This window comes from Streptomyces xanthophaeus (assembly GCF_030440515.1).
Lineage (GTDB): Bacteria > Actinomycetota > Actinomycetes > Streptomycetales > Streptomycetaceae > Streptomyces > Streptomyces kutzneri.
In genome coordinates, this window is record NZ_CP076543.1 from 4463833 (window position 1) to 4489121 (window position 25289).

The window sequence follows — 25289 nt, forward strand, 5'->3', positions numbered from 1 at the left end:
AGGTCAGGATTTAGCCGAGGGTGTTGATGACCTCGCGGACCTTGGTGTTGATCTCGGCCGGGATCGGCGCGTAGCCGTTCTCGAGGAGGACCTTCTGGCCCGCGTCCGAGGCGGCGTAGTTCAGGAAGGACTTCACGGTCGGGAGCGTCTCGGCCTTGTTGCCCTTGTCGCAGACGACCTCGTAGGTCACCAGGACGAGCGGGTAGGCGCCCTCGGCCTTGGTGGTGTAGTCGAGCTTGAGGGCCAGGTCGGAGCCGGTGCCGGCGATCTTGGCGGCGGCGATGGCCTTGGAGGCGTTCTCACCGCTGGCCTTGACCGGGGCGGAGGCGCCCGTGTTCAGGTCGACGGTCTTGATGTTCTGCGAGCTGGCGAAGGAGAGCTCGAAGTAGCCGATCGCACCGTCGACCTGCTTGACCTGGGCGGCCACGCTGGAGGAGCCGGAGGCCGACTGACCGCCCGGGGCGGCCCACTTCTTCGCGGCCTCGTACGGCCAGGCGTCGCCCGCGGTGGCCTTGAGGTACTTGGTGAGGTTCTCGGTGGTGCCCGAGTCGTCGGAGCGGTGGAAGGCCTGGATGGCGGTGGAGGGAAGCGTGACGCCGGGGTTCAGCTTCTTGATCGCCTCGTCGTCCCACTTCTTGATCTTGTCGTTGAAGATGTTGGCGACCGTGGCGGCGTCGAGGTTCAGCTTGTCCACGCCGGCGACGTTGAAGCCGAGGGCGATGGGGCCGCCGACCATCGGGAGGTCGATGCCCTGGCCACCGGTGCAGATCTTCTTCGACTCCTCGACCTGCTCCGGCTTCAGCGCCGAGTCGGAGCCGGCGAAACCGACCGTGCCCTGGTTGAAGGCGACGATGCCCTCACCGGAGGAGGAGGACTTGTAGTTCACCTCGACGCCGGAGCAGGCGGCCATGTAGTTCTTGATCCACAGCTCGATCGCGTTCTTCTGCGCGGAGGAGCCGGAGGCCAGGAGCTTGCCCTTGGCGTCGTCGCACTTGATGTCGCCCGCGGCAGCCGCGGAGGGCTTCGCCGAACCGTCGGCGGCCTTGGTGTTGTCGTCCGAGCCGCACGCCGTGAGGACCAGGGCGCCGGACACGACAAGCGCCCCGAGGGCGGAGGCACGAAGCATGTTCTTGCGCTGAAGCTTCACTTTCGGGTGTTCCTTCCAGAAGCCGCCGGCCGCTTTCTGAATCGGGGCGGCGTGCGAAGAGGACTACGTCGGTTGTGCGCGGCTGAGCTGCTCGACTTCCGGGCGACTCGCTCCGTGCATCACCGAAATTAGGCAGAACAGGTGAAGCAGCCGACCGGGCCAAGTGAACGGATGGTGAACCGTGGCGGACGACCCGGTGCGTCCCGAGCTGGTCGCATACAGGCGTCATCATCCGTTATCCGTACGTTATCGCGGCGTGACCGCAGGCTCGGGAAGCCAGAGATGCTGGAATGCGAGACGGGCCGCCTCGACCTCGTGGCGCTGGTCGGCGTGCAGGACGCCCAGGGCGTAGGCCGTCGCCGGGGCGATGCGCGGGGTGCGGGCCGCCGTCGCCGAGGCCGTCGCCGCCTCTGCCGCGTCGCGGTGGCGGTCCAGGGCCTCGCCCGCGGCCGCCGGCCGGGTCACGTCCTCGCCCAGCGCCTCGCGCGCGTACCGGTGGACCCGCAGCAGGCGGCGTACCTCGTGCCAGAGCCCGTCGTGGTCCGCGTTGTAGGGATGGGCGCCGTCGACCGGGGGCAGCGCCGCGACCGCCGCCGACAGGCGGGTTTCGGCCACGGCTGCCAGTGGGACCAGTACCTCCGCCACCCGTCCCCGGGCCGCGACCGCGTCCAGCGGGACCTCCGAGGCGAGCACCGCCACCGCGTCCGCCACCGCGTGGAAGCGGGAGGAGCCGAGTGCCTGGAGGGTGGCCGAGTGGGCGCGCGTACGGGCCAGGGTCAGCTGCCGTTCCAGCAGGGCGCCGGCCCGTGCCGAGCCCACCGTCAGGGCGCCGGCCGAGCCGCGCGGCGCCGGCAGTTCCGGGGACCCCGACAGCCGGTGCAGGGCGTCCATCAGCCGGGTCAGCCGGGCCGCGTACGCGTGCTCGTCGGCCAGGGTCGAGGACAGCCACACCAGCTCGGTGCGCAGCCCGTCGGCCCACGAGGACTCGGTCACCACCCGGAAGGTGGCCAGGGAACCGCTGATGCGGCGCGCAGCCCCCCGCAGGCTGCGCGCCGCGTCGCTTCCTTCGGCGGCGTCGGCCCCGCTTTCCTCGTGCAGCCGCAGCCCGCGCAGGAAAGCGGTGGCCTGGGCGCGCAGGTACGCGCCGAGCACGGCACCTGCGTCCGCAGTGGCCGTAATCGGGTCATGGTTTGGCTGAGCCACGCCGGCGCCTCCGGGCGTCTATGAGCGTCTCCTGTACGTGCCGCAGCGGCTGGCCGTCCGCATCCGTGCTGTGCCGGGTCCACTCGCCGTCCGGGCCCAGGTGCCAGGAGGAGGTGGCGTCGGACATGCCGGTTTCCAGCATCCGGTCCAGTGCCGCGCGGTGGGCCGGGTCGGCGACCCTGACCAGTGCCTCGATACGGCGGTCGAGGTTGCGGTGCATCATGTCGGCGCTGCCGATCCACACCTCGGGTTCGCCGCCGTTGCCGAAGGCGAAGACCCGGGAGTGTTCCAGGAAGCGGCCGAGGATCGAGCGGACCCGGATGTTGTCCGAGAGCCCGGGGACTCCGGGGCGCACGGCGCAGATGCCGCGCACCCAGATGTCGACGGGCACTCCCGCCTGGGAGGCCCGGTAGAGCGAGTCGATGAGGGCCTCGTCGACGATCGAGTTCATCTTGAGCCGGACGTAGGCGGGGCGGCCGGCCTTGTGGTGGGCGGCCTCCTTGTCGATCCGCGCTATCAGTCCGTCCCGCAGCGAGCGGGGCGCCACCATCAGCCGGCGGTAGGTCTCGCGGCGCGAGTAGCCGGACAGCCGGTTGAAGAGGTCGGAGAGGTCCGCGCCGACCTGCGGGTCGGCGGTGAGCAGGCCGAGGTCCTCGTAGAGCCGGGCGGTCTTGGGGTGGTAGTTGCCGGTGCCCACGTGCGAGTAGCGGCGCAGCGTCTCGCCCTCCTGGCGGACGACGAGCGACAGCTTGCAGTGGGTCTTGAGGCCGACGAGCCCGTAGACGACGTGGCAGCCGGACTCCTCCAGCTTGCGCGCCCACTTGATGTTGGCCTGCTCGTCGAAGCGGGCCTTGATCTCGACGAGTACGAGGACCTGCTTGCCGGAGTCGGCGGCGTCGATCAGGGCGTCCACGATCGGGGAGTCGCCGGAGGTGCGGTAGAGCGTCTGCTTGATGGCGAGGACGTCCGGGTCGGCGGCGGCCTGCTCCAGGAAGGCCTGCACCGAGGTGGAGAAGGAGTCGTACGGGTGGTGCAGCAGGACGTCCCGCTCGCGCAGGGCGGCGAAGATGTCGGGCGCGGACGCGGACTCGACCTCGGCGAGGTCGCGGTGGGTCCCGGCGACGAACTTCGGGTACTTGAGCTCCGGGATGTCCAGCGAGGCGATCCCGAAGAGGGCCGTCAGGTCCAGCGGGCCGGGCAGCGGGTAGACCTCGGAGGCGTTGACCTTCAGCTCCTGCACCAGCAGGTCCAGGACGCCCGGGTCGATGGACTCCTCGACCTCCAGGCGCACGGGCGGGCCGAAGCGGCGCCGCATGAGCTCCTTCTCCAGGGCCTGGAGCAGGTTCTCGGCGTCGTCCTCCTCGACCTCCAGGTCCTCGTTGCGGGTCACCCGGAACATGTGGTGCGCGAGCACCTCCATGCCGGGGAACAGCTCCTCCAGGTGCGCGGCGATGACGTCCTCCAGCGGGACGTAGCGCTGCGGGGAGGCCTCCAGGAAGCGGGAGAGGAGCGGCGGGACCTTGACCCGGGCGAAGTGGCGGTGGCCGCTGACGGGGTTGCGTACGACCACGGCCAGGTTCAGGGAGAGGCCGGAGATGTACGGGAACGGGTGCGCGGGGTCCACGGCCAGCGGGGTCAGCACCGGGAAGATCTGGTTGCGGAACAGGGTGAAGAGGCGCGCCTGCTCCTTCTCGGTCAGATCGGGCCAGCGGATGAGGTGGACGCCCTCCTCGGCGAGTGCCGGGGAGATGTCCTGCTGGAAGCAGGCGGCGTGCCGGGCCATGAGCTCACGCGAGCGCGTCCAGATGAGGTCCAGCACCTCGCGGGGCTGCAGGCCGGAGGCCGAACGGGTGGCGACACCGGTCGCGATACGCCGTTTGAGGCCGGCCACGCGGACCATGAAGAACTCGTCGAGGTTGCTCGCGAAGATCGCCAGGAAGTTGGCGCGCTCCAGCAGGGGCGTCGTCGGATCCTCGGCGAGCTCCAGCACCCGCTCGTTGAAGGCGAGCCAGCTGCGCTCCCGGTCGAGGAAGCGTCCCGGCGGGAGCTCGTCGCCGTCCTTGTCGTCGTCGTAGGCGTCCAGATCCGCGTCGAGATCGGGCTCCAGGTCGACGTGCGGGCGGTGCGCCGAGATGGAGCCTATGCGGGCGTGGGCTCCGGTGACGGCGCGGCCGGGGGCGGCGGCGGGGGTGTGAGACGGGTGCTGGGCGGGGACCTCGGTGGGGCCTGCGCTGGGCTGGTGGCTCATGACTCCATTCTTCCGCGCACGCGGGAGGACAGGCACGTCGGAAGAGTCGGCCGTCAGTCGGAGTCGGGGCTGCATTGGGGGAGAGTCGCAAGCGCGTCTGAATGCATGGTTAATGGCGTGTGGCTTCCCGGGTCCGGATGGCGCACGAGTCGCCTCCCGGCGGGGGTGGCGGGGCCGGTGCGCGCCCCGCGTGCGCGGGTGGCTCCGCCTGGGCGCGGTGCGGCTCCCGGTGCGGGGCTCCGCCCCCGGGCCCCCGCCGGGCGCTGCCCGGACCCGCGCCTCAAACGCCGGCGGGGCTGAAAGAGCGGGGCTCCGCCCCGGACCCCGCGCCTCAAACGCCGGCGGGGCTGGATTTGGCCCGGCGGGGCTGGGTTTGGCCCGGCGGGGCTGGATTCGGCGGAGCCGGCGGTCAGCTTTCCGTGCGGTACATCAGGTCCACCTCGTGGGTGGTGAAGCCGAGGCCCTCGTAGACGGCCAGGGCCGCCGGGTTGTCGGCGTCCACGTAGAGCATGGCCGTCGGCAGGCCCTGGGCCGCCAGGTGGCGCAGGCCGATCGCGGTGAGGGCCTTGCCGAGGCCGCCGCCCTGGGCGCCCGGGCGGACGCCGACCACGTAGACCTCGCCCAGCTGCTCCGCCGCGTGGACCTTCGTCCAGTGGAAGCCGACGAGCTCGCCGCCCTGCTCCGCGAGGAAGAAGCCCTTGGGGTCGAACCACGGCTGCGCGATCCGGTCGTCCAGGTCGCGCTGCGTCAGCGAACCCTGCTCGGGGTGATGGGCGAAGGCGGCCGCGTTCGCCGTGAGCCAGGCCTTGTCGTCGGCGCCGGGCACGAAGGTCCGTACGGTCACCCCGGGCGGGAGCACCGGTTCCGGCAGCGGGTCCCCGCCGGCCAGCGGCCGGCGCAGCTGGCGCAGCTCGCGGAAGAGGGTCAGGCCGAGCACCTGGGCGAGGTGCCGGGCGGCCGACTTGCCGCCGTGCGCCCATACCCGCAGCCGCTTGCCGGAGGCGGCCAGCAGGGCCGTGCCCATGGCCCGACCGTGCCCGCGGCCGCGCAGGGCCGGGTGTACGACGAGTTCGGCGGCCGGGGCCTCCACCGGGTCGGTGTCCTCCAGTTGTCCGTAAGCGGAGAGCCGGCCGCCCTCGGTGAGCAGGAAGTGCCGGATGCCCTCGCGCGGTCCGCCGCGCAGCTGGAGCCGTCCCTGTTCGGACACGGCGGTGGTGCCGTCCGTACGCGCCGCGTCCTCGATGAGTTCGAGTACGGCGATCGCCTGTTCCTCCGTCAGCTCGTCGAGAGTCTGAATCTGCCGTCCCGGCTCCAGGGCCGCTGCTGCGTCAGTCATGGCACGAGCCTACGACCGCCACGGGGGAGGGGAGGAGTGCGGGCGCGAGGTCGGTCCTTCTTCTGCGCGTAACCAACGCGATACCCCTACCCCCTGGTAGAGCTACGCGCGTTGACCTTAGGCTTCGGCGGACCTCCCACGTTCTCCCGCTGTCACATAAGGGGATTAAATGTCAGCGACGCCACAACGGCACCGCCGAACCCGCCGGTTGACCCTCACCGCCCTCGCCGTCACGGCCGGGGCCGGAGCGATGGTCGCGGCCGCACTTCCGGCCGGTGCCGCGAGTGGTGGCGGTGCGGCCAAGAGCCGGACCGTCGATGTGCAGATGCTGTCGTTCAACGACTTCCACGGCACGCTGGAGCCCCCGCAGGGCTCCTCCGGCACCGTGACCGAGCGTCAGGCCGACGGCACCAGCAAGGCCATACCCGCGGGCGGTGTCGAGTACCTCGCGACCAGCCTGCGCGAGGCCCGCAAGGGCCACGAGTACTCCGTCACGGCCGCGGCCGGTGACATGATCGGCGGCAGCCCGATGCTGTCCGGGCTCTTCCACGACGAGCCGAGCATCGAGGCGCTGAACAAGATCGGCCTGGATGTCTCCAGCGTCGGCAACCACGAGTTCGACGAGGGCAAGACCGAGCTGCGCCGCATGGGTTACGGCGGCTGCCACCCGGTCGAGGGCTGCTTCGAGTACGGCAAGGAGTTCACCGGCGCCGAATTCCAGTACCTCGCGGCCAACGTCACGGACGAGAAGACCAAGCGTCCGCTGATGTCGCCCACCTACGTCTGGAAGAAGGGGGACGTGAAGATCGGCTTCATCGGCGTCACCCTGGAGGGCACTCCGGACGTCGTGACCGCCGAGGGCGTCAAGGGCCTCAAGTTCGGCGACGAGATCGAGACGATCAACAAGTACGCCGCCGAGCTGAACAAGCAGGGCGTGAAGTCGATCGTCGCGCTGATCCACGAGGGCGGCCTGCCCGCCAACGGCGCGTACAACTACGACTGCAACGTCCCGGGTGCCGGTGCCGGCATCTCGGGCGCGATCGTGGACATCGCCAAGAACGTGGACTCCAAGGTCGACGCGCTGGTCACCGGCCACACGCACCAGGCCTACGCCTGCAACATCCCGGACCCGGCGGGCAACCCGCGTACGGTGACCTCGGCCGCCTCCATCGGCCGCCTGTTCACCGACACCACCCTCACCTACGACCGGCAGACCAAGGACATCGTCCGTACGCCGGTCACCTCGCCGAAGCCGGTGAACAAGATCGTGGGCCGGGACCAGCCGAAGGCCCCGGACATGACCGAGCTGATCGACCGCTGGAAGGCGCTGGCGGCCCCGATCGCCAACCGTCCGCAGGGCTTCATCTCGGCCGACATCCCCGGCCGCGGTTCCGAGGCGCCCGAGAAGCCGCTCGGCGACCTGATCGCCGACGCGCAGCTCGAAGCGCTCGCCCCGGCGGACAAGGGCGGCGCTCAGCTGGCCGTCATGAACCCGGGCGGCATCCGCTCGGACCTCGCCTACAAGGCCTCGGGTGACGAGGGCGACGGTGTGGTGACGTACGGCGAGTCCTTCACGGTCCAGCCGTTCACCAACATGATGAACATCGTGGACCTGACCGGCGCGCAGCTGATCACCGCGCTCCAGCAGCAGGTCAGCGGGCCGGTCAACGGACCGAACCCGAAGATCCTGCAGGTGTCGAAGGGCTTCACGTACACCCTGGACATGACGAAGGCGGGCGTGGACCGCATCGTCGTGGACTCGGTGAAGCTGAACGGCGCGCCGATCGACCCCGCCAAGACCTACCGGGTCGCGATGAACGAGTTCCTCGCGGGCGGCGGTGACGGCTTCACCGTCCTGAAGGAGCACAAGAACAAGCTGGTGGGCGCGTCCGACCTGGACTGCTTCAACGCCTACCTGACGAAGAACTCCTCGGCGGCGGCCCCGATCGCCCCGCCAGCGGCGAACCGGATCACCGTCATCAAGTAACACCTCGTGCGGTAGTCCTGGAGGGGCGGCGGGCCATCGGCCCGCCGCCCCTCCGGCATTTCCCCGTGCACCCCCGTGGCGCAGGGATCAGAGGGCGGCCAGGAACGTCCCGACCGCGGTGTGGACGCCGTCCGGGTCGGTGAAGGGCACGAAGTGGTCGCCGTTCAGGGGGGTGTACGAGGTCTTGGGGCGCCGGGCGGCCATCGCGTCGGCGGTGTCCTGGCTCAGGGCCTGGCTGTGGATCCCGTGGATCAGCAGGGCCGGGCAGGTGCTCGCGAGCCAGGTGTCCCAGTGGTCGCCCCGGCAGGCCTCGATCGAGTCGAGCATGTCCTGGGGGTGGAACGGCAGCCGCCAGCCCTCGCCGGAAGGGAGCGGGCGCAGGGCCTGCCCGACGAACTGGGCGCCCACCGGCCCGGCGGCTTCGAGGAGTTCCTCGCGGGTGGGGGCGGTGTACCGCATGCCGTGCAGGAAATCGAAGAGGGGGCCCTCGGTGGTGGGCCGGATCTCGACGGTGGCGTCGACGCCGACGAGTGCGGAGATCCGGTCGGGGTGGGCGGCGGCGAGGTGGTAGGCGTTGAGGCCGCCGAGGGAGTATCCGAGGAGGGCCACGGGGGCGTCCAGGCCGAGGTGGTCGAGGAGGGCGACGGCGTCGCAGACGTAGCCCTCGCGGCGGTAGTGCGGGGCCCGGTCGGAGCTGCCGTGGCCGCGCTGGTCGGGGGCGATGACCCGCCAGGCGTCGCCGAGGTGCGCGGCGAGTCCGGCGAAGGCGAGGCCCTCGGACAGGCCGCCGTGCAGGGCCAGCAGCGGGCGGCCGGTGCCGCCGGAGTCCACGTAGGACAGGGTGCGGTCGTCGATCTTCATCTCGTGGCGCTGCATGGTGGTCCTCCCCGTTGCGTCGGACTTTTGATCTGCCGATGCCTGAAGCGTGCCAGGATTTGGGCGCACGCGCAATACACACGTGTAGGGCGCTTGCCCAAAAGATCGCGCGGCTACGATCCCCGCATGGGAAATCGCGAGGACCTGCTGGCCGGAGCCCGGCGCTGCCTGGAGGAGAAGGGCTACCTGCGCACGACCGTGCGCGACATCGCCACGGCCTCGGGGGTGAGCATGGCCGCGATCGGCTACCACTTCGGATCGCGGGAGGCCCTCCTCAACCAGGCTCTGTTCGCCGCCATGGAGGAGTGGGCCGCGGGGTCCGGCCGGCTCACCGGCCAGGGCGAGACCGCGGGGGAGCGCTACGCCGACACCTGGGACCGCAAGATCCGCGACTTCGGCGAGATGCGCTGGCTCTGGCTGGCTTCCGTCGAGGCCTTCGTCCACGCGCAGTCCTCGCCCGAGCTGCTCGCGATCCTCGCCGAGGGGCAGCGCCGCAACCGGCGGATGGTGGCCGCGGCCCTGCGCGGGGTGCCGCAGGAGGAGGTCTCCGAGGCGGACGTACGGGCCCTCGGCTCGATGCACATCGCGCTGCTCAGCGGGGTGATGGTGCAGACCCTGACCGATCCGGAGCAGGCGCCCGACGGCAGCGAGCTCCTCCAGGGGTTGCGGTCCATGGTCGAGCTGCTCGAAAGCTGACCACTACCGACAGGTAGCAAAGCTGACGTGTGCACGCCATAATCCGGCCATCACCGGGTCGGCAAAGGGGCGGGCATGGGCATCGGCATGGGCACGCGCGCGGGCACAGGCAGGGGCACGGTCACGAGCACGGGCACAGGCATGGGCGCGGTCACGGCCACGGGCATGGGCCGGCGGGCGTTTCTGGCCGGAGCACTGGCCGCGGGCGCGGCCGTCGGACTGGGAGCCGCATCCGCCTCGGCCGCCACGCTCGGCACCCAGGACTGGATGGCCGGCCTCGCCGACTCCACCGCCCTGCAGCGCATGACCATCCCCGGCACCCACGACTCCGGCGCCACCAAGGGCGGCCTCTACGTCGCCTGCCAGAACACCTCGATCGCCCAGCAGCTCGACTCCGGAATCCGCTTCCTCGACATCCGCTGCCGGGCCACGGGCGGCTCCTTCGCCATCCACCACGCGGCCTTCTTCCAGGACCTGATGTTCGGGGACGTCCTCGTGGCCTGCTGGAACTTCCTCGCCGCGCACCCCTCCGAGACCGTCCTGATGCGCGTCAAGCAGGAGTACTCCGGGGAGAGCGACGCCGCCTTCCGCGCCGTCTTCGACGACTACCTGGACCACCGCGGCTGGCGGCCCCTGTTCCGGATCTCCGACACCCTGCCCACCCTCGGACAGGCCCGCGGCAAGGTGGTCCTGCTCGCCGACAACGGCGGCCTGCCGGGCCTGCGCTACGGCGACGGCAACGTCTTCGACATCCAGGACGACTACAACACCGAGCCCTTCGCCAAGCGCGGCCGGATCGAGAACCACTTCCGCAAGGCCGTCCAGCAGCCCGGCAAGCTCTTCGTGAACTACGTCAGCACCGCCGCGTACATGCCGCCCCGCTGGAACTCCGACCGGCTGAACCCGCAGGTCCACGGCTTCGTCGACGGCGGAGAACTGGCAGGCCGGACCGGGCTCGGCATCGTCCCGATGGACTTCCCGAACACCCGCTCCGGCCTGGTCGCCTCACTGATCCGGCACAACTGACGGATCGGACGGCGGCGGCATCGGCGCCCCCGGGATGCGGAGCACCGCCTCCGTGCCCGGGCCGCCGTCGGCCGCCGCCCGCAGCTCGGCGCTGCCGCCCGCGCGCGCCGCCGTACGGGCCACGATCGACAGGCCCAGCCCGCTGCCGGGCAGGGCGCGGGCCGACTCGGACCGCCAGAACCGCTCGAAGACATGAGGCAGGTCCTCGGCCGGGATGCCCGGACCGTGGTCTCGTACGGTCAGCTCGCCCGCCCGCAGGGTCACCGCGACCGTGCCGCCGGGCGGGCTGAACTTCACCGCGTTGTCGAGGACGTTGACCACGGCCCGCTCCAGCGCCGCCGCCTCGCCCCGTACGTACCAGGGCCGCAGGTCCGAGTCGAAGCGGAGCTCCGGACCGCGCAGCCGGACCCGGGACAGCGCGGCCCCGGCGATCTCGTGCAGGGCGACCACCTGGAGCGGGCCCGGGGAGGCCGCGTCCGGCCGCGACAGCTCCTGCAGGTCGCCGATCAGCGAGGCCAGCTCCGTCATCTGCGCCTTGACCGAGGCCAGCAGCTCCCGCCGGTCGTCGGGCGGAATGGCCCGGCCGGTCTCCTCACTGCGGGCGAGCAGCTCGATGTTGGTGCGCAGCGAGGTCAGCGGGGTGCGCAGCTCGTGCCCGGCGTCCGCGATCAGCTGGGCCTGCCGCTCCTGGGAGGAGGCGAGGGCCGCCGTCATCGAGTTGAAGGAGCGCGACAGGCGGGCGATCTCGTCGTCGCCCTCGTCGGGGATCCGCACCGTCAGGTCCTCGGTCCGGGCGATGTGCTCGACCGCGTCGGTCAGTTCGTCGACGGGCCGCAGTCCCGCACGGGCCACCCACAGGCCGGCCGCGCCCGCGCCGACCGCTCCGACGCCGCAGACCAGGAGCAGCACCCAGGCCAGGGTGGACAGCGGCTTGTCGATGTCGGCGAGCGGTTTGGCGATGGAGACGCCGCCGAAGACCTCGCCGGTGTTGGGGACCACCACCGGGATCGTGTAGACGCGCATCTCGACGCCCTCGGGGGTCGTCACGGTCTGCAGGGTCTTGCCCCGCTTGCCCGCCGCGATCTCCTTGTCGGCCTTGGTCACCGGCAGGGCGGTCGGCCCGGCGACCCAGCAGTGGCTGCCGTCGGGCAGGACGATCTGGACGGTCGCGCTCAGGTTCCCGGCGATCTGCTGCAGGTCCTGCTGCGGCGGCGGGAGGCAGTACTTCTGCATCAGGGTCCGGCTCACTTCGGCGCCGACGTTCGTCGCCACCAGGGAGCGGTCGAGCTGCTCGCGCAGCTGGGTGCGGACCATCACCCAGGACACCGCCGCCACGGCCGCGACCGCGAGCGCCACCGCCACCGTGACCAGCAGGGCGAGGCGGGAGCGCAGCGGCAGCGCGCGGAATCTGGCCGCCGGGCTCACTCCGGCCCGCTCTCGCCGGCGCGCAGGGCGTAGCCGACCCCGCGCACGGTGTGGACGAGGCGCGGCTCGCCGCCGGCCTCGGTCTTGCGGCGCAGGTACATCACGTACACGTCCAGGGAGTTGGAGCTGGGCTCGAAGTCGAAGCCCCAGACGGTCTTGAGGATCTGTTCGCGGGTCAGGACCTGGCGCGGGTGCGCGAGGAACATCTCCAGCAGCGTGAATTCGGTCCGGGTCAGCTCCACCGGCCGCCCGGCCCGGGTGACCTCGCGGGTCGCGAGGTCCATGCGCAGGTCGCCGAAGGTCAGGGTGTCCTCGTGGCTCTCGCCGGCGGCCTGCGCGGTGGCGTAGGAGCTGCGGCGCAGCAGGGCGCGGACGCGGGCGAAGAGTTCGTCGAGTTCGAACGGCTTGACGAGGTAGTCGTCGGCGCCCGCGTCGAGGCCGGTGACGCGGTCGCCGACGGTGTCGCGGGCGGTGAGCATCAGGATCGGTGTGACGCTGCCGGACGCCCGCAGCCGGCGGGCGGCCGTCAGCCCGTCCATCCGGGGCATCTGGATGTCCAGGACGATCAGGTCGGGGGCGTACGAGGCCGCCCGGTCGAGGGCGTCGAGCCCGTCGACCGCGGTCTGCACGGCGTACCCCTCGAAGGCGAGACTGCGGCGCAGGGCCTCGCGTACGGCCGGTTCGTCGTCGACGACGAGGATCCGCGCTTCGCCTTCGGCGGGAATCATGGATGGGTCTCCCAGGGGTGGTGGTCGGCCGTGGAGTGCGGCGCGTGACGGCGTCTCCAGCCTCGCACGGGTGGGTCAGAAGCTGGTGCCGAAGCCGTTCGCGGCGGAGCCGGCGCCGGATCCGCCGCCCGTACCGGAGGAGCCCGCGCCGCCGGAGCCGCCCTTGCGCAGGGAGTCCAGGTCGGCCTTGATCGTGTCGACCGGGATGGCGAAGCCGAGGCCGACGCTGCCGGCGGCGGAGTTGCCGGAGGCGGGGGAGTAGATCGCCGACGGCATGCCCACGATCCGGCCGTTCATGTCGACGAGGGCGCCGCCGGAGTTGCCGGGGTTGAGGGAGGCGTCCGTCTGGAGGGCCTTGTACGAGGTGGTGTCGGAGCCGGTGTCCCCGTTGAACTGGCGGCCGCCGAAGGAGAACGGCCAGCTGTCCTCGCCCTGCTGCCGGCCCTGCGGGGACTGCTGCTCCGACTTCGGCACCTTCACCTCGCGGTTCAGCGCGGAGACGATGCCGCTGGTGACGGTGCCGGTGAGGCCGTCGGGCGAGCCGATGGCGACGACCTGGTCGCCGACCTTGACGCCGCCGGAGTCGCCGAGCGTGGCGGGCTTCAGCCCGGAGGCGCCCTGGAGCCTGATCAGGGCCAGGTCCTTGTCGGGATCGGTGCCCACGATCTTGGCGGGGTACTTCTTGCCGTCGCTCATCGTCACCTGGATCTCGGCGGCGCCGCTCACCACGTGGTTGTTGGTGACGATCTCGCCGTCGGCGGTGAGGACGATGCCGGAGCCGGTGCCCTGGCCGGAGCCGGTGCGGACGTCGATGCGCACGACCGAGGGGCTGACCTGCTCGGCGACGCCGGCGACGGTGCCGGAGCTGGACTGCGAGACGGTGGTGCCGTCGACCCCGCCGGTGCTCGCGGCCTGCCGGTCCATCAGCTGCTGGACCGCGGCCGCGGTGCCGCCGCCGACCAGGGCCGCGGCGAGCGCGACGGCGGCCAGCAGCGCGACGGGCCGCTTGGCACGGGGTGCGGGGGCCGCGGCGTGGGCGGCCCGGCCGGGGCCGCCACCCTCACCGCCGCCGGCGTCCCCGGCCGCCGGGACCGTCCCGCCCGGGATGACCGGCGGCCGGTGCGCCTCGTGCCGGCCGGGCGCGGCAGGCGGGTACGAGGGCGGCGGCGGGTAGGCGCCCGCCCCGGCTCCGGCCTCGGCTCCGGACCGGGTTCCGGCCTCCTGGGCCGGGCTGTTCCCCCCGCGCTGCCAGTCCTCGCCGAACGGCGCGTGCTGGGCCGGGCTGTTCTCCTGCGGGTACTCGCCTTCGCGGCGGAAGCTGTCGGTCATGACAACGACTCTGGCCGGAGATCATGAGAGCTTCCTGAGTCAGGCCTGAGAAGCCCGACAGAACCGCCTGCGACCGACACGAGAACCGGCCTTGACCCTCGACCTGGTGGAGGTCCCAGAGTCACGGGTGTGGAGAGCGAGATGCACAGCATTGGCGAGATGGGCCGCGACAGCGGGCTGGGCGTGAGCGCGCTGCGCTTCTACGACCGGGTGGGCGTCCTGCCGCCCGCCCGGGTGGATCCGGGGACCGGATACCGCTGGTACGCGCCCGAACAGCTCGACGAGGCCCGGCTGCTGGCCCGGCTCCGGCAGGCGGGGATGCCGCTCGCGGACGTCCGGCTGGTCCTGGCGGCCTGGTCCGGCGGGGACACCGGCCTGGTGCCCCGGCTGCTGGACGGGCACCTGCGGCGGCTCGAACGCGAGCTCGCCGATGCGCGCGGCGCGCTCTCCGCGGTACGCGCCCGGCTCGGACACAAGGAGAGCACCATGACCACGACCACCCGCACCGCCCGGCTGACCCTGCCCGCCACGGAGTTCGCGGCCGCACTGGACTCCGTACGCTTCGCCGTCGGGACCGACCCCGAGCTGCCGGTGCTCGGCGGGGTCCTCTTCGACGTGGAGGGGGAAGACCTGCGCGTCGTGGCCACCGACCGCTACCGGATGGCCGTGGCCCGCGCGTCCGCCACCGGCCACGGCGGTGAGCGGGTCCAGCTGACCGTGCCCGCCCCGCTCGTGGACGCCATGCGGGCGCTGCTGACCGGCGACTTCCCGGCCCTGCTCACCGTGGACGGGGACGGGATCGAGCTGGAGACGCAGGGCGGCCGGGTCGCCGGGCAGGGCCTGGGCGAGGAGTTCCCCGACTACCGCCGCCTGACGCGGCTGCCCGAGGGGCGCCGCATCCCGCTGGACGTGCCGGCGCTGCGGAAGGGTCTGGCCGGGCAGGACGGCGAAAGGTGCGCCCTCGTCCTGACGGACACGGTGACCGTCGCCGACGAGGCCTTCGGGTCCGGCCCCGAGTCCGGCTGCGGCTCCGGCGCCCACGGGGACCTGGTGGGGGTCAACCCCGCCTTCCTCATCGAGGCGCTCGCCGTCGGGGACGACATGCTGCTGGAGTACGTCGGCCCCAAGGCCCCGCTGGTGCTGCTGCGCTCCGGCACCGAGGACGCCTTCTCCCTGCTGATGCCGTGCACGCTGGACGCGTGACCCGCGTTCAGCGGCAGCCGCAGGAGCGGCGGACCACCAGCGCCGAGGGGAACTGCTTCAGCCGTTCCCGCCGGGAGCCGGCCACGCGCAGGCCGTCGTCCAGGACCAGGTCCACGGCCGCGCGGGCCATCGCCGGGCGGTCCGAGGCGATCGTGGTCAGCGGCGGGTCGGTGAGGGCGGCTTCCTTGACGTCGTCGAAGCCCGCGACGGCCAGTTCCCCGGGCACCTCGATGCGCAGCTCGCGCGCGGCGCGCAGCACACCGATCGCCTGGTCGTCCGTGGCGCAGAAGATGGCGGTCGGACGGTCGGGCCGCGCCAGGACCTCCAGGGCGACCCGGTACGCGTCGTAGCGGTTGTACGGGGCTTCGATGAGCCGGCCCTCGACCGAGCGGCCGGACTCCTGCATGGCCCGGCGCCAGCCCTCGACGTGGTCGGCGACGGGGTCGCCGACGGACGGGGTGTTCTCGACGCCGCCGATGCAGGCCACGTACTCGTGGCCGTGCTCCAGCAGGTGGCGGGTGGCGAGCTGGGCGCCGCCGATGTCGTCCGTGACGACGGCGACGTCGTCGATCGCCTCCGGGCGCTCGTGCAGCAGCACGACCCGCGCGTCCCAGGCCTCGATCTCGCTGGCGGCCTGCTCGCTCATGCCCTGGCTGACCAGGATCAGGCCCGACACCCGCATGCCGAGGAAGGCCCGCAGGTAGTGGACCTCGCGCTCGGTGCGGTAGTCGGAGTTGCCGACCAGCACCATTTTCCCGCGCTCGGCGGCGGCCTGTTCGACCGCGTGCGCCATCTCCGCGAAGAACGGCTGGCGGGCATCCGGGACGATCATGCCTATGAGGTCGGTGCGCCGCGACGCCATCGCCTGGGCGACCCGGTCCGGGCGGTAGCCCAGCTCCTTGATCGCGGCGAGGACACGCTCGCGCGTGGCCGGGGCAACCGGCCGGGGTCCGTTGTTGATGACGTAGCTCACGACGGCGGTAGAGGTACCCGCAAGTCGCGCCACGTCGTCCCGCGTCACCTTGGCCACGCGCGGCAGTCTACGCGGGGTGACCTACCTCTGGGCAGGGCGTCCTGCCGAGTGGATGGTCACAGCGCGTTCGGCCGATCAGGTGACGGACGAAGCCTGCTGCGCGGTGGTCTGCGCGGCCGTCTGCGGTGCCGTCCGCTCGGCGGCCTGGGCCGCGGCCTTGGCCGCCGCCTGGGCCGCCGCTTCCGCCGCCGCCCGCTCGACCTTCTCCGGCGTGACGAAGCGGTAGCCGACGTTGCGTACCGTGCCGATCAGGGACTCGTGCTCGGGGCCGAGCTTCGCGCGCAGCCGCCGCACGTGCACGTCGACGGTCCGGGTGCCGCCGAAGTAGTCGTAGCCCCACACCTCCTGGAGCAGCTGGGCGCGGGTGAAGACCCGGCCCGGGTGCTGGGCGAGGTACTTGAGCAGCTCGAACTCCTTGAAGGTGAGGTCCAGCACCCGCCCCTTGAGCTTGGCGGAGTACGTGGCCTCGTCCACCGACAGGTCGCCGTTGCGGATCTCCATCGGGGAGTCGTCCGAGCCCAGCTGCTGACGGCCGGTGGCCAGGCGCAGCCGCGCCTCGACCTCGGCCGGACCCGCGGTGTCCAGGAGGACGTCGTCGATGCCCCAGTCGGCGGTGACGGCCGCCAGGCCGCCCTCGGTGACGACCAGGATCAGCGGACAGCCGGGTCCGGTGGAGCGGAGCAGCTGGCACAGCGACCGCACCTGCGGCAGGTCGCGGCGGCCGTCCACGAGGATGACATCGGCTCCCGGGGTGTCCACCAGGGCGGGGCCCTCGGCCGGGGCGACCCGGACGTTGTGCAGCAGCAGGCCGAGTGCGGGCAGCACCTCGGTGGACGGCTGCAGGGCGTTGGTGAGCAGCAGGAGTGAGCTCACGACCGACCACCTGCCCGGGTCGGACGGTGGTGCACGGTTCGCTGGTCCATCACGTCGGTTCCTCCTCGGTCCCGTCGAGGACATGCGTGGTACTGCTTCGTACGTCTTGCCCGGCGCCCCCGCGGTCCCCGCGCCCTGGGGTCCGCATGGATGCCACTGTTCTCGGTCCGTTCAACGTGCTGAAAGCACAAAAGGACCCGGGGGCAACGTTGCCCGGATCCTCTCGCCAAGCAGAATAGCCCACCCGTCGATACGTGGCCGAGGCTTCTTCCGCTTCCACTTCTGTGGTTCATGCCACGCTCCCGCCCTGCGTATGCCCAGGTTTCACCGGATCGGGGGCCCGCCGACCGGTACCCCGGGGCCGTCCGGGCGCACACCCGGCGCGTCGGGGCACGCCGGGGTCGGCGGTGGGAGGGGCCATCATGGAGGCCGACGGTAGAGAGCCGACGATAGGAGCTGCAGTGGCAACCGGAACCATCCGCTACTGGGCGGCGGCCAAGGCCGCGGCCAAGACGGCGGAGGAGCCGTACTCGGCGGGCACACTGGCCGAGGCGCTCGACGCCGTGCGGGAGCGCCACCCCGGGGAGCTGACCCGGGTGCTGCTGCGCTGCTCCTTCCTCGTGAACGACGAGCCTGTGGGCAAGCGCCCGCATGATTCCGTCCCGCTGACCGAGGGGGGCACCGTCGAGGTGCTCCCGCCGTTCGCGGGCGGGTGAGCGGGAGCCGATGAGTACCCCTGAGGAACAGCAGCGCCGGCAGTACGCGCAGCAGCAGCACCAGCAGCACCAGGAGGACCCGTACGGGACCCAGACCTGGCAGTCCGACACCTGGGACACCAGCCACCAGCCGGTGCATCCGCCGCTGGGCGCGGTGCCCGGGCAGCCGGTGGCGCCCGAGGGCTGGTTCCGCGACGAGGCCCCGGCGGCCCCGGCCGCCCCGGGCCCCTGGCCGGACGGCTCCGCCCCCGCCGGCGGCGGCTACGCCCCGGCCCCCGAGCCGTACCAGCAGCCGGTGGCTCCGGAGAGCTGGTTCCGGGACGAGGCCCAGGCTCCGGCGCCCGCCGCGGCTCCGGTCCAGGACTGGCCGCAGGGGGCCGAGACGGCCTATCTGCCGCCGTACCCGGGCCCCGGGCCCGACCAGCAGTACCAGCCCCGGCAGGAGCACCAGCACCAGCAGCCGGTGGCTCCGGAGAGCTGGTTCCGGGACGAGGCCCAGGCTCCGGCGCCCGCCGCGGCTCCGGTCCAGGACTGGCCGCAGGGGGCCGAGACGGCCTATCTGCCGCCGTACCCGGGCCCCGAGCACGACCAGCAGCAGCACCAGCAACAGCCTCAGCCCCAGCAGCCTCAGCCCCAGCAGCACCAGCCCCGGCAGTCGCCGCCGGTCGAGGAGACCGCGTACCTGCCGCCGGTGGTGGACGCGCCGGCCGCCGAGGGGACCGCGTACGTGACGCCCCAGGCGGCGGCCACCCCGGGCGAGGAACCGGCCGAGGCCCCCGGCGAGCCGCAGGAGATCACCTCCTGGTCCCCTCCCACCCTCGCCGGCAACACCCTGCGCGCCGTGGACCCCGCCCAGGCACGCGCCGAGGGCCGGTCGCCGATCATCGACCCCGGTCCGCAGTCCGCCATACTGACCGCCGTCCTCGGGCTGCTGCTCGCCGTGGCGGCCGCCCTCGGGCAGTACGCCCTGCTCCTGCCGCTGATCGCCCTGCAGGGCCTCACGGCGGCCGGCTGGTTCCGCCTGAACGGCATGTGGCCCGCCCGCCAGGGCATCGCCCTGGCCTTCGCCGGAGCCGTCGTCGCCGACGTGGCCGTGCTCGCCGTCGACCCCACGTACGGACCCGGAGCGATCGTCGGGACCCTCGGCGCCTGGGTGCTGCTCACGCTCGTCCTGCAGCTGCGCAGCCACGCCGATCCCGACGAGCGGATGTACGGGCTGATGGCCTCGGTGGCCTCGGCCGCCCTCGCCATCATCTGCGCCGGCTATCTCGCGGCGGATTCCGCCGCCGCCACGGTCGGTGCCGCGGCCGTCGCGGTCGCCGTGTTCGCCCGTGCGCTGCCGCTGCCCACCGCCCCCTCGGTCGGCGTCTCGCTGGCCGCGGCCGCCGGCGCGGGCATCGCGGTCGGCGGGCTCACCCCGGTCGGTACGGGCGGTGCGCTGATCGGCCTCGTCGCCGGGGTGTGCGCGCTGGTCGGGCTGCGGGTGGCGGCGTACGACTACCCGTCGAAGTTCGTGCACATGACGGCCGGTGTGGCCCTGCCGCTCGCGGCCGCCGCCCCCGCCGTGTACCTGATCGGCCGGGTGGTGGGCTGATCCCTGCCTGACGACCCGCATGGTCAACTAGAACGCACGTACCGATTAGTAGGGGGAGGGAACGTGCGTTTCCTGCGCGTCGTTGTGATCATCGGAGTGGTTCTGGGGGCCCTGTTCGTGGGCGTGGACCGCTGGGCCGCGAGTTATGTCGAGAACCGGCTGGCCGACCGAATACAGGCACGGCAGGGCCTGGCCGGTTCCTCGGAGGTGGAGGTCCACGGCTTCCCCTTCCTGACCCAGGTCCTCAGCCGCGACCTCGACCGGGTCGACCTCAAACTGCGGGGCGTCGAGGTCACCGCCGAGGACCGCAAGACGCGGCTGTCGGAGCTGGACGCGAGCTTCCGGGGCGTGAAGCTGAACGGTGATTACAGCGGCGGCACCGCCGCCCGGGCCGAAGGCAGCGCGCTCATCACGTACGCCGACCTCACGGCGGCCTCGCAGAGCGGCGCGACCCTCTCCTACGGCGGGGCGCCCGGCAAGGTGAAGGTCACCGCGTCGGTGAACGTCTTCGGCAAGGTCCTGACGCACAGCGTGGTGTCGACCGTCACCCTTGAGGACGCGCCGGGCGGAAAGGGCGGCAAGATCGTCCGCGTGCGCGCCGACGCGGTGCCCGGCGGGGGCGTTCCGGTGGTCGAGAAGGCGATCCGCAAGGAGACCGATTTCGACCGTGATCTCGGCAGCGGCATGCCGGCCGGACTCCAGCTCTCGTCCCTGACCTCGGACGAGGCCGGTGTCCACCTCACGCTGGGCGGCACGAACGTGGTGGTGGCCGGATCGTGAGACGGTGCGGTCCGATCCGCAGAAGGACGGGCCGCGCGGCAGGTCCCGGGGGCGGCGCGGCGGCCGCCCGGGACCTTCTTATCCCAATATTCGGACGATCCTGTCTCGCTATATGACACGCCGGTGACAGGGCGGCTGATTCGTCCCTACGATCCATGGCTATGAAGCATCAGCAGGCGGACCTCACGAAGCGACGGGCAGTAGACCTGTGTCGCGTCGCCGCCATGCTCTGTCGATCCATGTGAACTGTGAGCGCATCCGCTCCATCGACCGGACGACGGCCCCAAGGCCCTTCCCGCGTGACCGCACCAGCCTCCTGAACCCCTGACGCCTCCCCGCGCAGGACCTTGAGCGCACCCGCAGGCACGCACTACGCGTCACCCGCACCGCCCCGCCGCACACTGCCCCGGAGGAGAACACCATGAGCCGCAGCGACGTCCTCGTAGACGCCGACTGGGTCGAGGCCCACCTGAACGACGCCAATGTCGTCATCGTCGAGGTGGACGAGGACACGTCCGCGTACGACAAGAACCACATCACCAACGCCGTCCGGATCGACTGGAAGACCGACCTCCAGGACCCGGTCCGCCGCGACTTCGTGGACCAGGAGGGCTTCGAGAAGCTCCTCTCCGCCAAGGGCATCTCCAACGACGACACCGTCGTCCTCTACGGCGGCAACAACAACTGGTTCGCGTCCTACGCCTACTGGTACTTCAAGCTCTACGGCCACCAGGACGTGAAGCTCCTCGACGGCGGCCGCAAGAAGTGGGAGCTCGACTCCCGCGACCTGGTCGACGGCAAGGACGTCCCGAACCGCCCGGCCACCGAGTACAAGGCCAAGGCCCAGGACACCTCCATCCGCGCCTTCCGCGACGACGTCGTGGCCGCGATCGGCTCCCTGAACCTGGTCGACGTCCGTTCGCCCGACGAGTTCTCCGGCAAGCTGCTCGCCCCGGCGCACCTGCCGCAGGAGCAGTCGCAGCGCCCCGGCCACGTGCCGAGCGCCCGCAACATCCCGTGGTCGAAGAACGCCAACGACGACGGCACCTTCAAGTCGGACGACGAGCTGACCGCCCTCTACCAGGCGGAGCAGGTCGATCTGGCGAAGGACACCATCGCCTACTGCCGCATCGGTGAGCGCTCGGCGCTCACGTGGTTCGTGCTGCACGAGCTCCTGGGCCAGGAGAACGTCAAGAACTACGACGGTTCGTGGACCGAGTACGGCTCGCTCGTCGGTGTGCCGATCGAGCTCGGCGCCAACAAGTAACCAGACGACCGGGCACGCGACGCCCCTCGTAGTACGACCTCTCTAGGACAGGACAGAGAACATGTGTGGAGCACAGATCGGCGGGCCCGACCTCGCGACGCTGAAGCCCGGTGAGACCGCCATCCAGGGCCAGATCACCAAGGACGGCGAGCCGGTGTCCGGCTACGTCCGCCTGCTGGACTCGACCGGCGAGTTCACCGCGGAGGTCCCGACCTCGGCGACCGGCCAGTTCCGCTTCTACGCCGCCACCGGCTCCTGGACGCTGCGGGCGCTCGTCCCGGGTGCCCAGGCGGACCGTGCCGTGGTCGTCGCCGAGGCCGGCGGCGTGACGGACGTGGCGATCGCGGTCTGAGCACCGCACATGTGATCGCCTGATCGAACGGCCGAAGGGCCGCACCCCCGGGGGTTGGACGCCACTGGAACGGGGTGCGGCCCTTCGTGCCGTCCGCGCCCGTCCGAGCCCTTGCGCGCGGGGGCGGCGGACCTACCCTTGAGGCATGTACGCCCGGCGCCGGCGCGCCTATTTCCTGCTCATGGGCGGATGCCTGGTCCTCTTCGTCTCCGCCTGGGCCGTCGTGCGCCTGTGGTCGGTCGAGGCGGCGGTGGCGATGTGCGTGGTCGCCATGGTCATTCCGCCGGTCGCCGCGATGATCGCCAACCGGCGCGGCCCGGACGACCGCTGGTGGGACGACCCCTCGGGCGATCCGAAATCCGACGAGTGGTGGGACGAACTGGACGGAAAGCGGCGTCACGAGGATTGAAACCTCACGAGACGAGAATGTGATCTTCGTTCGTACAACTGCTCCCTCACGGTGTGGGTCATGGGGTACGCGCGGGTAATCAGCCTGCGCCTGCAGTCCTGTGGGGGACCCCTTTGGAACACGAACAGACCATCCCGGAGCAGCGGAAAGAGGGGGAGAGTGCACCGGAGCCGGACACTTCGGTCCCGCGCCGCCGGGTGGGGCGCACGGCTCTCCTGATCGCGGGCGCGGCCGTGCTCGGCGTCCTCGCCGGGACGGTCACCGGCTACGCGGTCCAGTACCACCGCGAGCCCACCCCGCTGCCGCCGCTGGCCCAGCAGAAGATGGCCGTGCCGCAGCCGCAGGCGATGGGCGACGCCACGACCCGGCGCTCGACCAACGCCAACCGCTGGCACAAGGCGGACGAGGAGCTGGCCAAGAAGCTGGTGGACGTTCCGGGCGGAGCGAAGACCGAGTTCTCCGGCAGCGCTTCCGTCGACGAGTTCTCCGCGGGGTACTTCGAGGACCCCTCCGGCGGTCTCGGCGGCCTCATTTCCAACCGGGTCCAGAGCATCGCCAGCGCGCAGTGGTCCGAGTCCGACCGGAACTTCGTCGAGATCAACCTGCTCCAGTTCCACGACCGCAACGGAGCCGAGGACTTCCAGAAGGGCATCGAGGAGTACATGCCCACCAAGAAGTTCGCGGGCAACGCGGGCAAGGAGGTTCCGGGTGTTCCCGAGGACTTCGGGCAGCTGTGGATCAACTCGAAGGCGCACGAGGAGCCCGGCTACCACCCGCTCCTGGGGGCCCGTGCCGTCGTCCGGCGCGGCGACATCGTGATGAGCGTCAAGTACACGAACAACCGCGGCGAGATCGACGAGAACGTCCTGGTCGAGCTGGTCAAGCGACAGATGGAGCGGCTGTGAGCGAGCAGCAGAACGTGACCGGGGCCGAGACGGAGGCCGGGACCGAGGTCAAGGCCGAGGCCGGGACCGGGACCGATGTCGTGACCGATGTCGTGACCGAGGCCGGGGTCGAGGCCGTCGCCGAGGCCGACGCAGCGGTCCGGCCCGGGGAGGAGCCGCCGCAGGACGCCGCCGGTCCCGCGCGCAAGGCGAACCGCAAGGTGGTCAAGCTGGTGGCGGCGGCCGTGGGGGTCGTCGTCCTCGCGGGCGCCGGCGTCGGCGCCGCGCTCGCGCTCAAGGACGCGGACCGGACCTCGCCGACGCGGTACTGGATGGCGGAGGACCACACGACGGGCGGTACCCAGGCCCCCGTGCCGTCCGTGCCCGCGAACGCGCTCACGGCCAAGCTGCTGCCGCTGCCCGACAGGTACTGGCCCGGCCCCGACATCGACAAGGAAGGCAACTTCTACTTCCTGTCGGGCGAGCGGGCGCTGGAGAGCTTCAAGGAAGCCCGTACGGGTCTGTCCAGCAGCGAGCGCGCCGAGCGGGACAAGGCCTTCGCCGACCTGAAGCTCAAGGGCCTGGCCGGACGCAGCTACTCGCGCAGGGACGGGGACGGGAACGCGACCGCCGAGATCGAGCTCCTCCAGGCCGACCCGGCACAGCTCGCCAAGTTCGGTGAGTTCACCAACAAGCTCATCGAACTCGTCGGTTCCGATGGCGACGCGCCGAAGGTGGACGGCTACCCCCAGGCCAAGTGCTCGGTGGAATCCCTCGTCATCGAGAGGGAGAACAAGGAGGGCAAGAAGAAGCACAAGATCGAAGCCCTCGACTGCCTGGCCGTCGAGGGAGACGTCATGGTGAGTTTCCGGATGTACGGGACCGAGGGATTCGCGGTGAAGGACGCCGTGGGCCTCTTCAAGCAGCAACTCGACCACCTCAAGTCCCCCGGAGAGTCCGCGTGAGCGAGCAGACCGACACCGCCGCCGTGCCCACGCCCGAGGCCGAGCCCACGTCCGCACCCGCACCCGCCCCGGAGGCGACCGAGGTGGCCACCGAGGCGGTCACCCAGGTCGCGGAGGCCCCGGAAGCCCCCGAGGCCCCGAAGACCGAGGCCCCGAAGCCCGAGGCCGTCACCGAGGCCGAGGCCGAGGGCGCGGCCGGGACCGAGCCCAGCCCCTGGGCTGCCCCGCCCGCCCCGCCGAAGGACCGGCGGAGGCTGTTCGCCGCCCTGCGCTGGACCGCCGCCGTCGCCGTCTTCGCGGCCGTCGGCACGGGGGTGGCGTACGGGATCACCCAGCCCGAGCGCACCGACATCCCGGGCCTCGCCACCGAGCACGACGGCCGCTGGACGTTCCCGGTGCTGTCCCAGCCCGCGCTGCCCGCCGGCGCCCCGGTGCCCCAGGGCCCGGACAACAAGGACGGCACGCACTACGCGCCGCTCACCGGCCTGCTCCTGCCCGCTCCCGAGGGCGCCAAGGCCGACGACGCGGTCAAGGCGGACAAGGACGGGGCGGTGTCGGTCGACACCCTCCTGGAGGAGTACACGCCCGAGGCCCGCGAGAAGCTGAAGCAGTCCCTCGAATGGGACGGGCTGCGGCAGATCGCCGGCCGCGGCTGGACCACGGCGGACGGCACGCGTACGCACGTGTACCTGCTGCGCTTCCACTCGTCCGGCTTCGTGGACGCGTTCAAGGGCTGCGACACCAACGCACGGTTCACCGGCGTCTCGGCCCTGGATTTGGACGACGTCTGGAGCAAGGCCAAGAACACGCAGATGAACAGCACCACGCTGGACTTCCCCGGAGCGGCCAACTTCGACGGCACCGACCTCAGCGTGTACCAGGAGGTGAAGCCCCTCCTCGGCGAGGAGCAGACCAAGATCGGGTGCCTCCGGTCGGGTGATGTCCTGGGCATGGTCATCCAGACCCGCAAGGGCGAGGTGGCTCCCGTCACCTTCCACCAGTCGGTGATCCTGCAGAGCCAGCTGCTGAGCTGACCGCCGGGCCGGAGCCGGGCCGGCTGCCGGGGTACGGGCCACCTCACACCGTGCGCCCGGCCCCGGGCCAGTAGGCTTGGGAACCGGCCCGTACCCCCCGAACGAATTCCGAGGAGCACCCCGTGCTTGAGGCAGTCTTCACCTCCCTGCTGGTCCTGGTCTGCGTCGGCGTCATGGC

The 25289-nt window shown here is 71.7% G+C and carries 24 protein-coding genes; 14 read left to right on the forward strand and 10 right to left on the reverse strand.

The annotated features are described in order from the left end of the window. Positions 1 to 10: 10 nt before the first annotated feature. The 4 genes from pstS to mshD form a co-directional block, all read right to left on the reverse strand. Entirely contained in the window at positions 11 to 1147 is a 1137-nt protein-coding gene (pstS, locus tag KO717_RS19725) for a phosphate ABC transporter substrate-binding protein PstS (protein ID WP_301369577.1), read from the reverse strand. Between the two features lie 246 nt (positions 1148 to 1393). Further along, positions 1394 to 2350 carry a CHAD domain-containing protein gene (locus KO717_RS19730; protein WP_301369578.1) on the reverse strand — a complete coding sequence of 319 codons (957 nt, stop codon included), beginning with the start codon at positions 2348 to 2350 and terminating at the stop codon, positions 1394 to 1396. Continuing rightward, the gene (locus KO717_RS19735; protein WP_301369579.1) at positions 2331 to 4598 is read right to left on the reverse strand and encodes an RNA degradosome polyphosphate kinase; all 2268 of its coding nucleotides are present in this window, start codon (positions 4596 to 4598) and stop codon (positions 2331 to 2333) included. The genes KO717_RS19730 and KO717_RS19735 overlap by 20 nt, the downstream gene beginning before the upstream one ends. A 409-nt stretch (positions 4599 to 5007) precedes the next feature. Continuing rightward, on the reverse strand, positions 5008 to 5934 hold the full coding sequence (mshD, locus tag KO717_RS19740; RefSeq protein ID WP_301369580.1) for a mycothiol synthase: 927 nt from the start codon (positions 5932 to 5934) through the stop codon (positions 5008 to 5010). Between the two features lie 169 nt (positions 5935 to 6103). Here mshD and KO717_RS19745 point away from each other — a divergent pair, with 169 nt between their 5' ends. Beyond that, on the forward strand, positions 6104 to 7921 hold the full coding sequence (locus KO717_RS19745) for a bifunctional metallophosphatase/5'-nucleotidase (RefSeq protein ID WP_301369581.1): 1818 nt from the start codon (positions 6104 to 6106) through the stop codon (positions 7919 to 7921). Positions 7922 to 8008: 87 nt separating this feature from the next. Here KO717_RS19745 and KO717_RS19750 read toward each other — a convergent pair whose 3' ends face one another. Further along, complete coding sequence (locus KO717_RS19750; RefSeq protein ID WP_301369582.1) at positions 8009 to 8797, reverse strand: alpha/beta fold hydrolase; 789 nt, start codon at positions 8795 to 8797, stop codon at positions 8009 to 8011. Positions 8798 to 8923: 126 nt separating this feature from the next. Between KO717_RS19750 and KO717_RS19755 the strand changes: the two genes are divergently transcribed. Both KO717_RS19755 and KO717_RS19760 read left to right on the forward strand, forming a co-directional pair. Next, positions 8924 to 9493, forward strand: coding sequence for a TetR/AcrR family transcriptional regulator (locus tag KO717_RS19755; protein ID WP_301369583.1), 570 nt, complete (start codon positions 8924 to 8926; stop codon positions 9491 to 9493). A gap of 165 nt (positions 9494 to 9658) precedes the next feature. Beyond that, entirely contained in the window at positions 9659 to 10519 is an 861-nt protein-coding gene (locus KO717_RS19760) for a phosphatidylinositol-specific phospholipase C (protein ID WP_301374624.1), read from the forward strand. On the opposite strand, the gene KO717_RS19765 is transcribed toward KO717_RS19760, so the two are convergent. The 3 genes from KO717_RS19765 to KO717_RS19775 form a co-directional block, all read right to left on the reverse strand. Further along, positions 10499 to 11944, reverse strand: a complete 1446-nt coding sequence (locus KO717_RS19765; protein WP_301369584.1) for a HAMP domain-containing sensor histidine kinase — start codon at positions 11942 to 11944, stop codon at positions 10499 to 10501. The genes KO717_RS19760 and KO717_RS19765 overlap by 21 nt on opposite strands. Further along, a complete protein-coding gene (locus KO717_RS19770) occupies positions 11941 to 12672 on the reverse strand; it encodes a response regulator transcription factor (RefSeq protein ID WP_301369585.1) in 732 nt (243 codons plus the stop codon). Before KO717_RS19770 ends, KO717_RS19765 begins: the two co-directional genes overlap by 4 nt. Before the next feature lie 75 nt (positions 12673 to 12747). Continuing rightward, entirely contained in the window at positions 12748 to 14001 is a 1254-nt protein-coding gene (locus KO717_RS19775) for a S1C family serine protease (RefSeq protein WP_301369586.1), read from the reverse strand. 141 nt (positions 14002 to 14142) lie between these two features. On the opposite strand from KO717_RS19775, the gene KO717_RS19780 reads away from it, so the two are divergent. After that, on the forward strand, positions 14143 to 15204 hold the full coding sequence (locus KO717_RS19780) for a MerR family transcriptional regulator (protein WP_301369587.1): 1062 nt from the start codon (positions 14143 to 14145) through the stop codon (positions 15202 to 15204). A gap of 7 nt (positions 15205 to 15211) precedes the next feature. Here the strand turns inward: KO717_RS19780 and KO717_RS19785 are convergent, their stop codons facing one another. Beyond that, positions 15212 to 16234 carry a LacI family DNA-binding transcriptional regulator gene (locus KO717_RS19785; RefSeq protein WP_301369588.1) on the reverse strand — a complete coding sequence of 341 codons (1023 nt, stop codon included), beginning with the start codon at positions 16232 to 16234 and terminating at the stop codon, positions 15212 to 15214. 78 nt (positions 16235 to 16312) lie between these two features. Then, complete coding sequence (locus tag KO717_RS19790) at positions 16313 to 17110, reverse strand: response regulator transcription factor (RefSeq protein ID WP_301369589.1); 798 nt, start codon at positions 17108 to 17110, stop codon at positions 16313 to 16315. Positions 17111 to 17571: 461 nt separating this feature from the next. Here KO717_RS19790 and KO717_RS19795 point away from each other — a divergent pair, with 461 nt between their 5' ends. From KO717_RS19795 to KO717_RS19835, 10 genes are all read left to right on the forward strand, one after another. After that, complete coding sequence (locus tag KO717_RS19795; RefSeq protein WP_030387258.1) at positions 17572 to 17826, forward strand: MoaD/ThiS family protein; 255 nt, start codon at positions 17572 to 17574, stop codon at positions 17824 to 17826. Positions 17827 to 17836: 10 nt separating this feature from the next. Beyond that, positions 17837 to 19420, forward strand: coding sequence for a hypothetical protein (locus KO717_RS19800; protein WP_301369590.1), 1584 nt, complete (start codon positions 17837 to 17839; stop codon positions 19418 to 19420). Positions 19421 to 19483: 63 nt separating this feature from the next. After that, positions 19484 to 20200: an LmeA family phospholipid-binding protein gene (locus tag KO717_RS19805; RefSeq protein ID WP_301369591.1), complete on the forward strand. Its 717-nt coding sequence runs from the start codon at positions 19484 to 19486 to the stop codon at positions 20198 to 20200. Between the two features lie 161 nt (positions 20201 to 20361). Further along, positions 20362 to 20445, forward strand: coding sequence for a putative leader peptide (locus KO717_RS37360; protein WP_350206375.1), 84 nt, complete (start codon positions 20362 to 20364; stop codon positions 20443 to 20445). 176 nt (positions 20446 to 20621) lie between these two features. Beyond that, a complete protein-coding gene (locus tag KO717_RS19810; RefSeq protein ID WP_030728490.1) occupies positions 20622 to 21467 on the forward strand; it encodes a sulfurtransferase in 846 nt (281 codons plus the stop codon). 61 nt (positions 21468 to 21528) lie between these two features. Then, complete coding sequence (locus KO717_RS19815) at positions 21529 to 21819, forward strand: DUF1416 domain-containing protein (RefSeq protein ID WP_030011783.1); 291 nt, start codon at positions 21529 to 21531, stop codon at positions 21817 to 21819. Between the two features lie 145 nt (positions 21820 to 21964). Then, entirely contained in the window at positions 21965 to 22228 is a 264-nt protein-coding gene (locus KO717_RS19820) for a DUF3099 domain-containing protein (RefSeq protein ID WP_052875676.1), read from the forward strand. 197 nt (positions 22229 to 22425) lie between these two features. Further along, positions 22426 to 23133 carry a hypothetical protein gene (locus KO717_RS19825; RefSeq protein ID WP_301369592.1) on the forward strand — a complete coding sequence of 236 codons (708 nt, stop codon included), beginning with the start codon at positions 22426 to 22428 and terminating at the stop codon, positions 23131 to 23133. Then, positions 23130 to 24077, forward strand: coding sequence for a hypothetical protein (locus tag KO717_RS19830; protein WP_301369593.1), 948 nt, complete (start codon positions 23130 to 23132; stop codon positions 24075 to 24077). The genes KO717_RS19825 and KO717_RS19830 overlap by 4 nt, the downstream gene beginning before the upstream one ends. Beyond that, positions 24074 to 25111, forward strand: a complete 1038-nt coding sequence (locus KO717_RS19835; RefSeq protein WP_301369594.1) for a hypothetical protein — start codon at positions 24074 to 24076, stop codon at positions 25109 to 25111. The genes KO717_RS19830 and KO717_RS19835 overlap by 4 nt, the downstream gene beginning before the upstream one ends. Positions 25112 to 25289: the final 178 nt, after the last annotated feature.

What these genes read in the sequence shown, in the direction of transcription:
- KO717_RS19735 (WP_301369579.1), bottom strand. Translation starts at nt 4,598, where the DNA reads ATGAGCCACCAGCCCAGCGCAGGCCCCACCGAGGTCCCCGCCCAGCAC.
- mshD (WP_301369580.1), bottom strand. Translation starts at nt 5,934, where the DNA reads ATGACTGACGCAGCAGCGGCCCTGGAGCCGGGACGGCAGATTCAGACT.
- KO717_RS19745 (WP_301369581.1), top strand. Translation starts at nt 6,104, where the DNA reads ATGTCAGCGACGCCACAACGGCACCGCCGAACCCGCCGGTTGACCCTC.
- KO717_RS19750 (WP_301369582.1), bottom strand. Translation starts at nt 8,797, where the DNA reads ATGCAGCGCCACGAGATGAAGATCGACGACCGCACCCTGTCCTACGTG.
- KO717_RS19755 (WP_301369583.1), top strand. Translation starts at nt 8,924, where the DNA reads ATGGGAAATCGCGAGGACCTGCTGGCCGGAGCCCGGCGCTGCCTGGAG.
- KO717_RS19760 (WP_301374624.1), top strand. Translation starts at nt 9,659, where the DNA reads ATGGGCCGGCGGGCGTTTCTGGCCGGAGCACTGGCCGCGGGCGCGGCC.
- KO717_RS19770 (WP_301369585.1), bottom strand. Translation starts at nt 12,672, where the DNA reads ATGATTCCCGCCGAAGGCGAAGCGCGGATCCTCGTCGTCGACGACGAA.
- KO717_RS19775 (WP_301369586.1), bottom strand. Translation starts at nt 14,001, where the DNA reads ATGACCGACAGCTTCCGCCGCGAAGGCGAGTACCCGCAGGAGAACAGC.
- KO717_RS19780 (WP_301369587.1), top strand. Translation starts at nt 14,143, where the DNA reads ATGCACAGCATTGGCGAGATGGGCCGCGACAGCGGGCTGGGCGTGAGC.
- KO717_RS19800 (WP_301369590.1), top strand. Translation starts at nt 17,837, where the DNA reads ATGAGTACCCCTGAGGAACAGCAGCGCCGGCAGTACGCGCAGCAGCAG.
- KO717_RS37360 (WP_350206375.1), top strand. Translation starts at nt 20,362, where the DNA reads ATGAAGCATCAGCAGGCGGACCTCACGAAGCGACGGGCAGTAGACCTG.
- KO717_RS19810 (WP_030728490.1), top strand. Translation starts at nt 20,622, where the DNA reads ATGAGCCGCAGCGACGTCCTCGTAGACGCCGACTGGGTCGAGGCCCAC.
- KO717_RS19815 (WP_030011783.1), top strand. Translation starts at nt 21,529, where the DNA reads ATGTGTGGAGCACAGATCGGCGGGCCCGACCTCGCGACGCTGAAGCCC.
- KO717_RS19820 (WP_052875676.1), top strand. Translation starts at nt 21,965, where the DNA reads ATGTACGCCCGGCGCCGGCGCGCCTATTTCCTGCTCATGGGCGGATGC.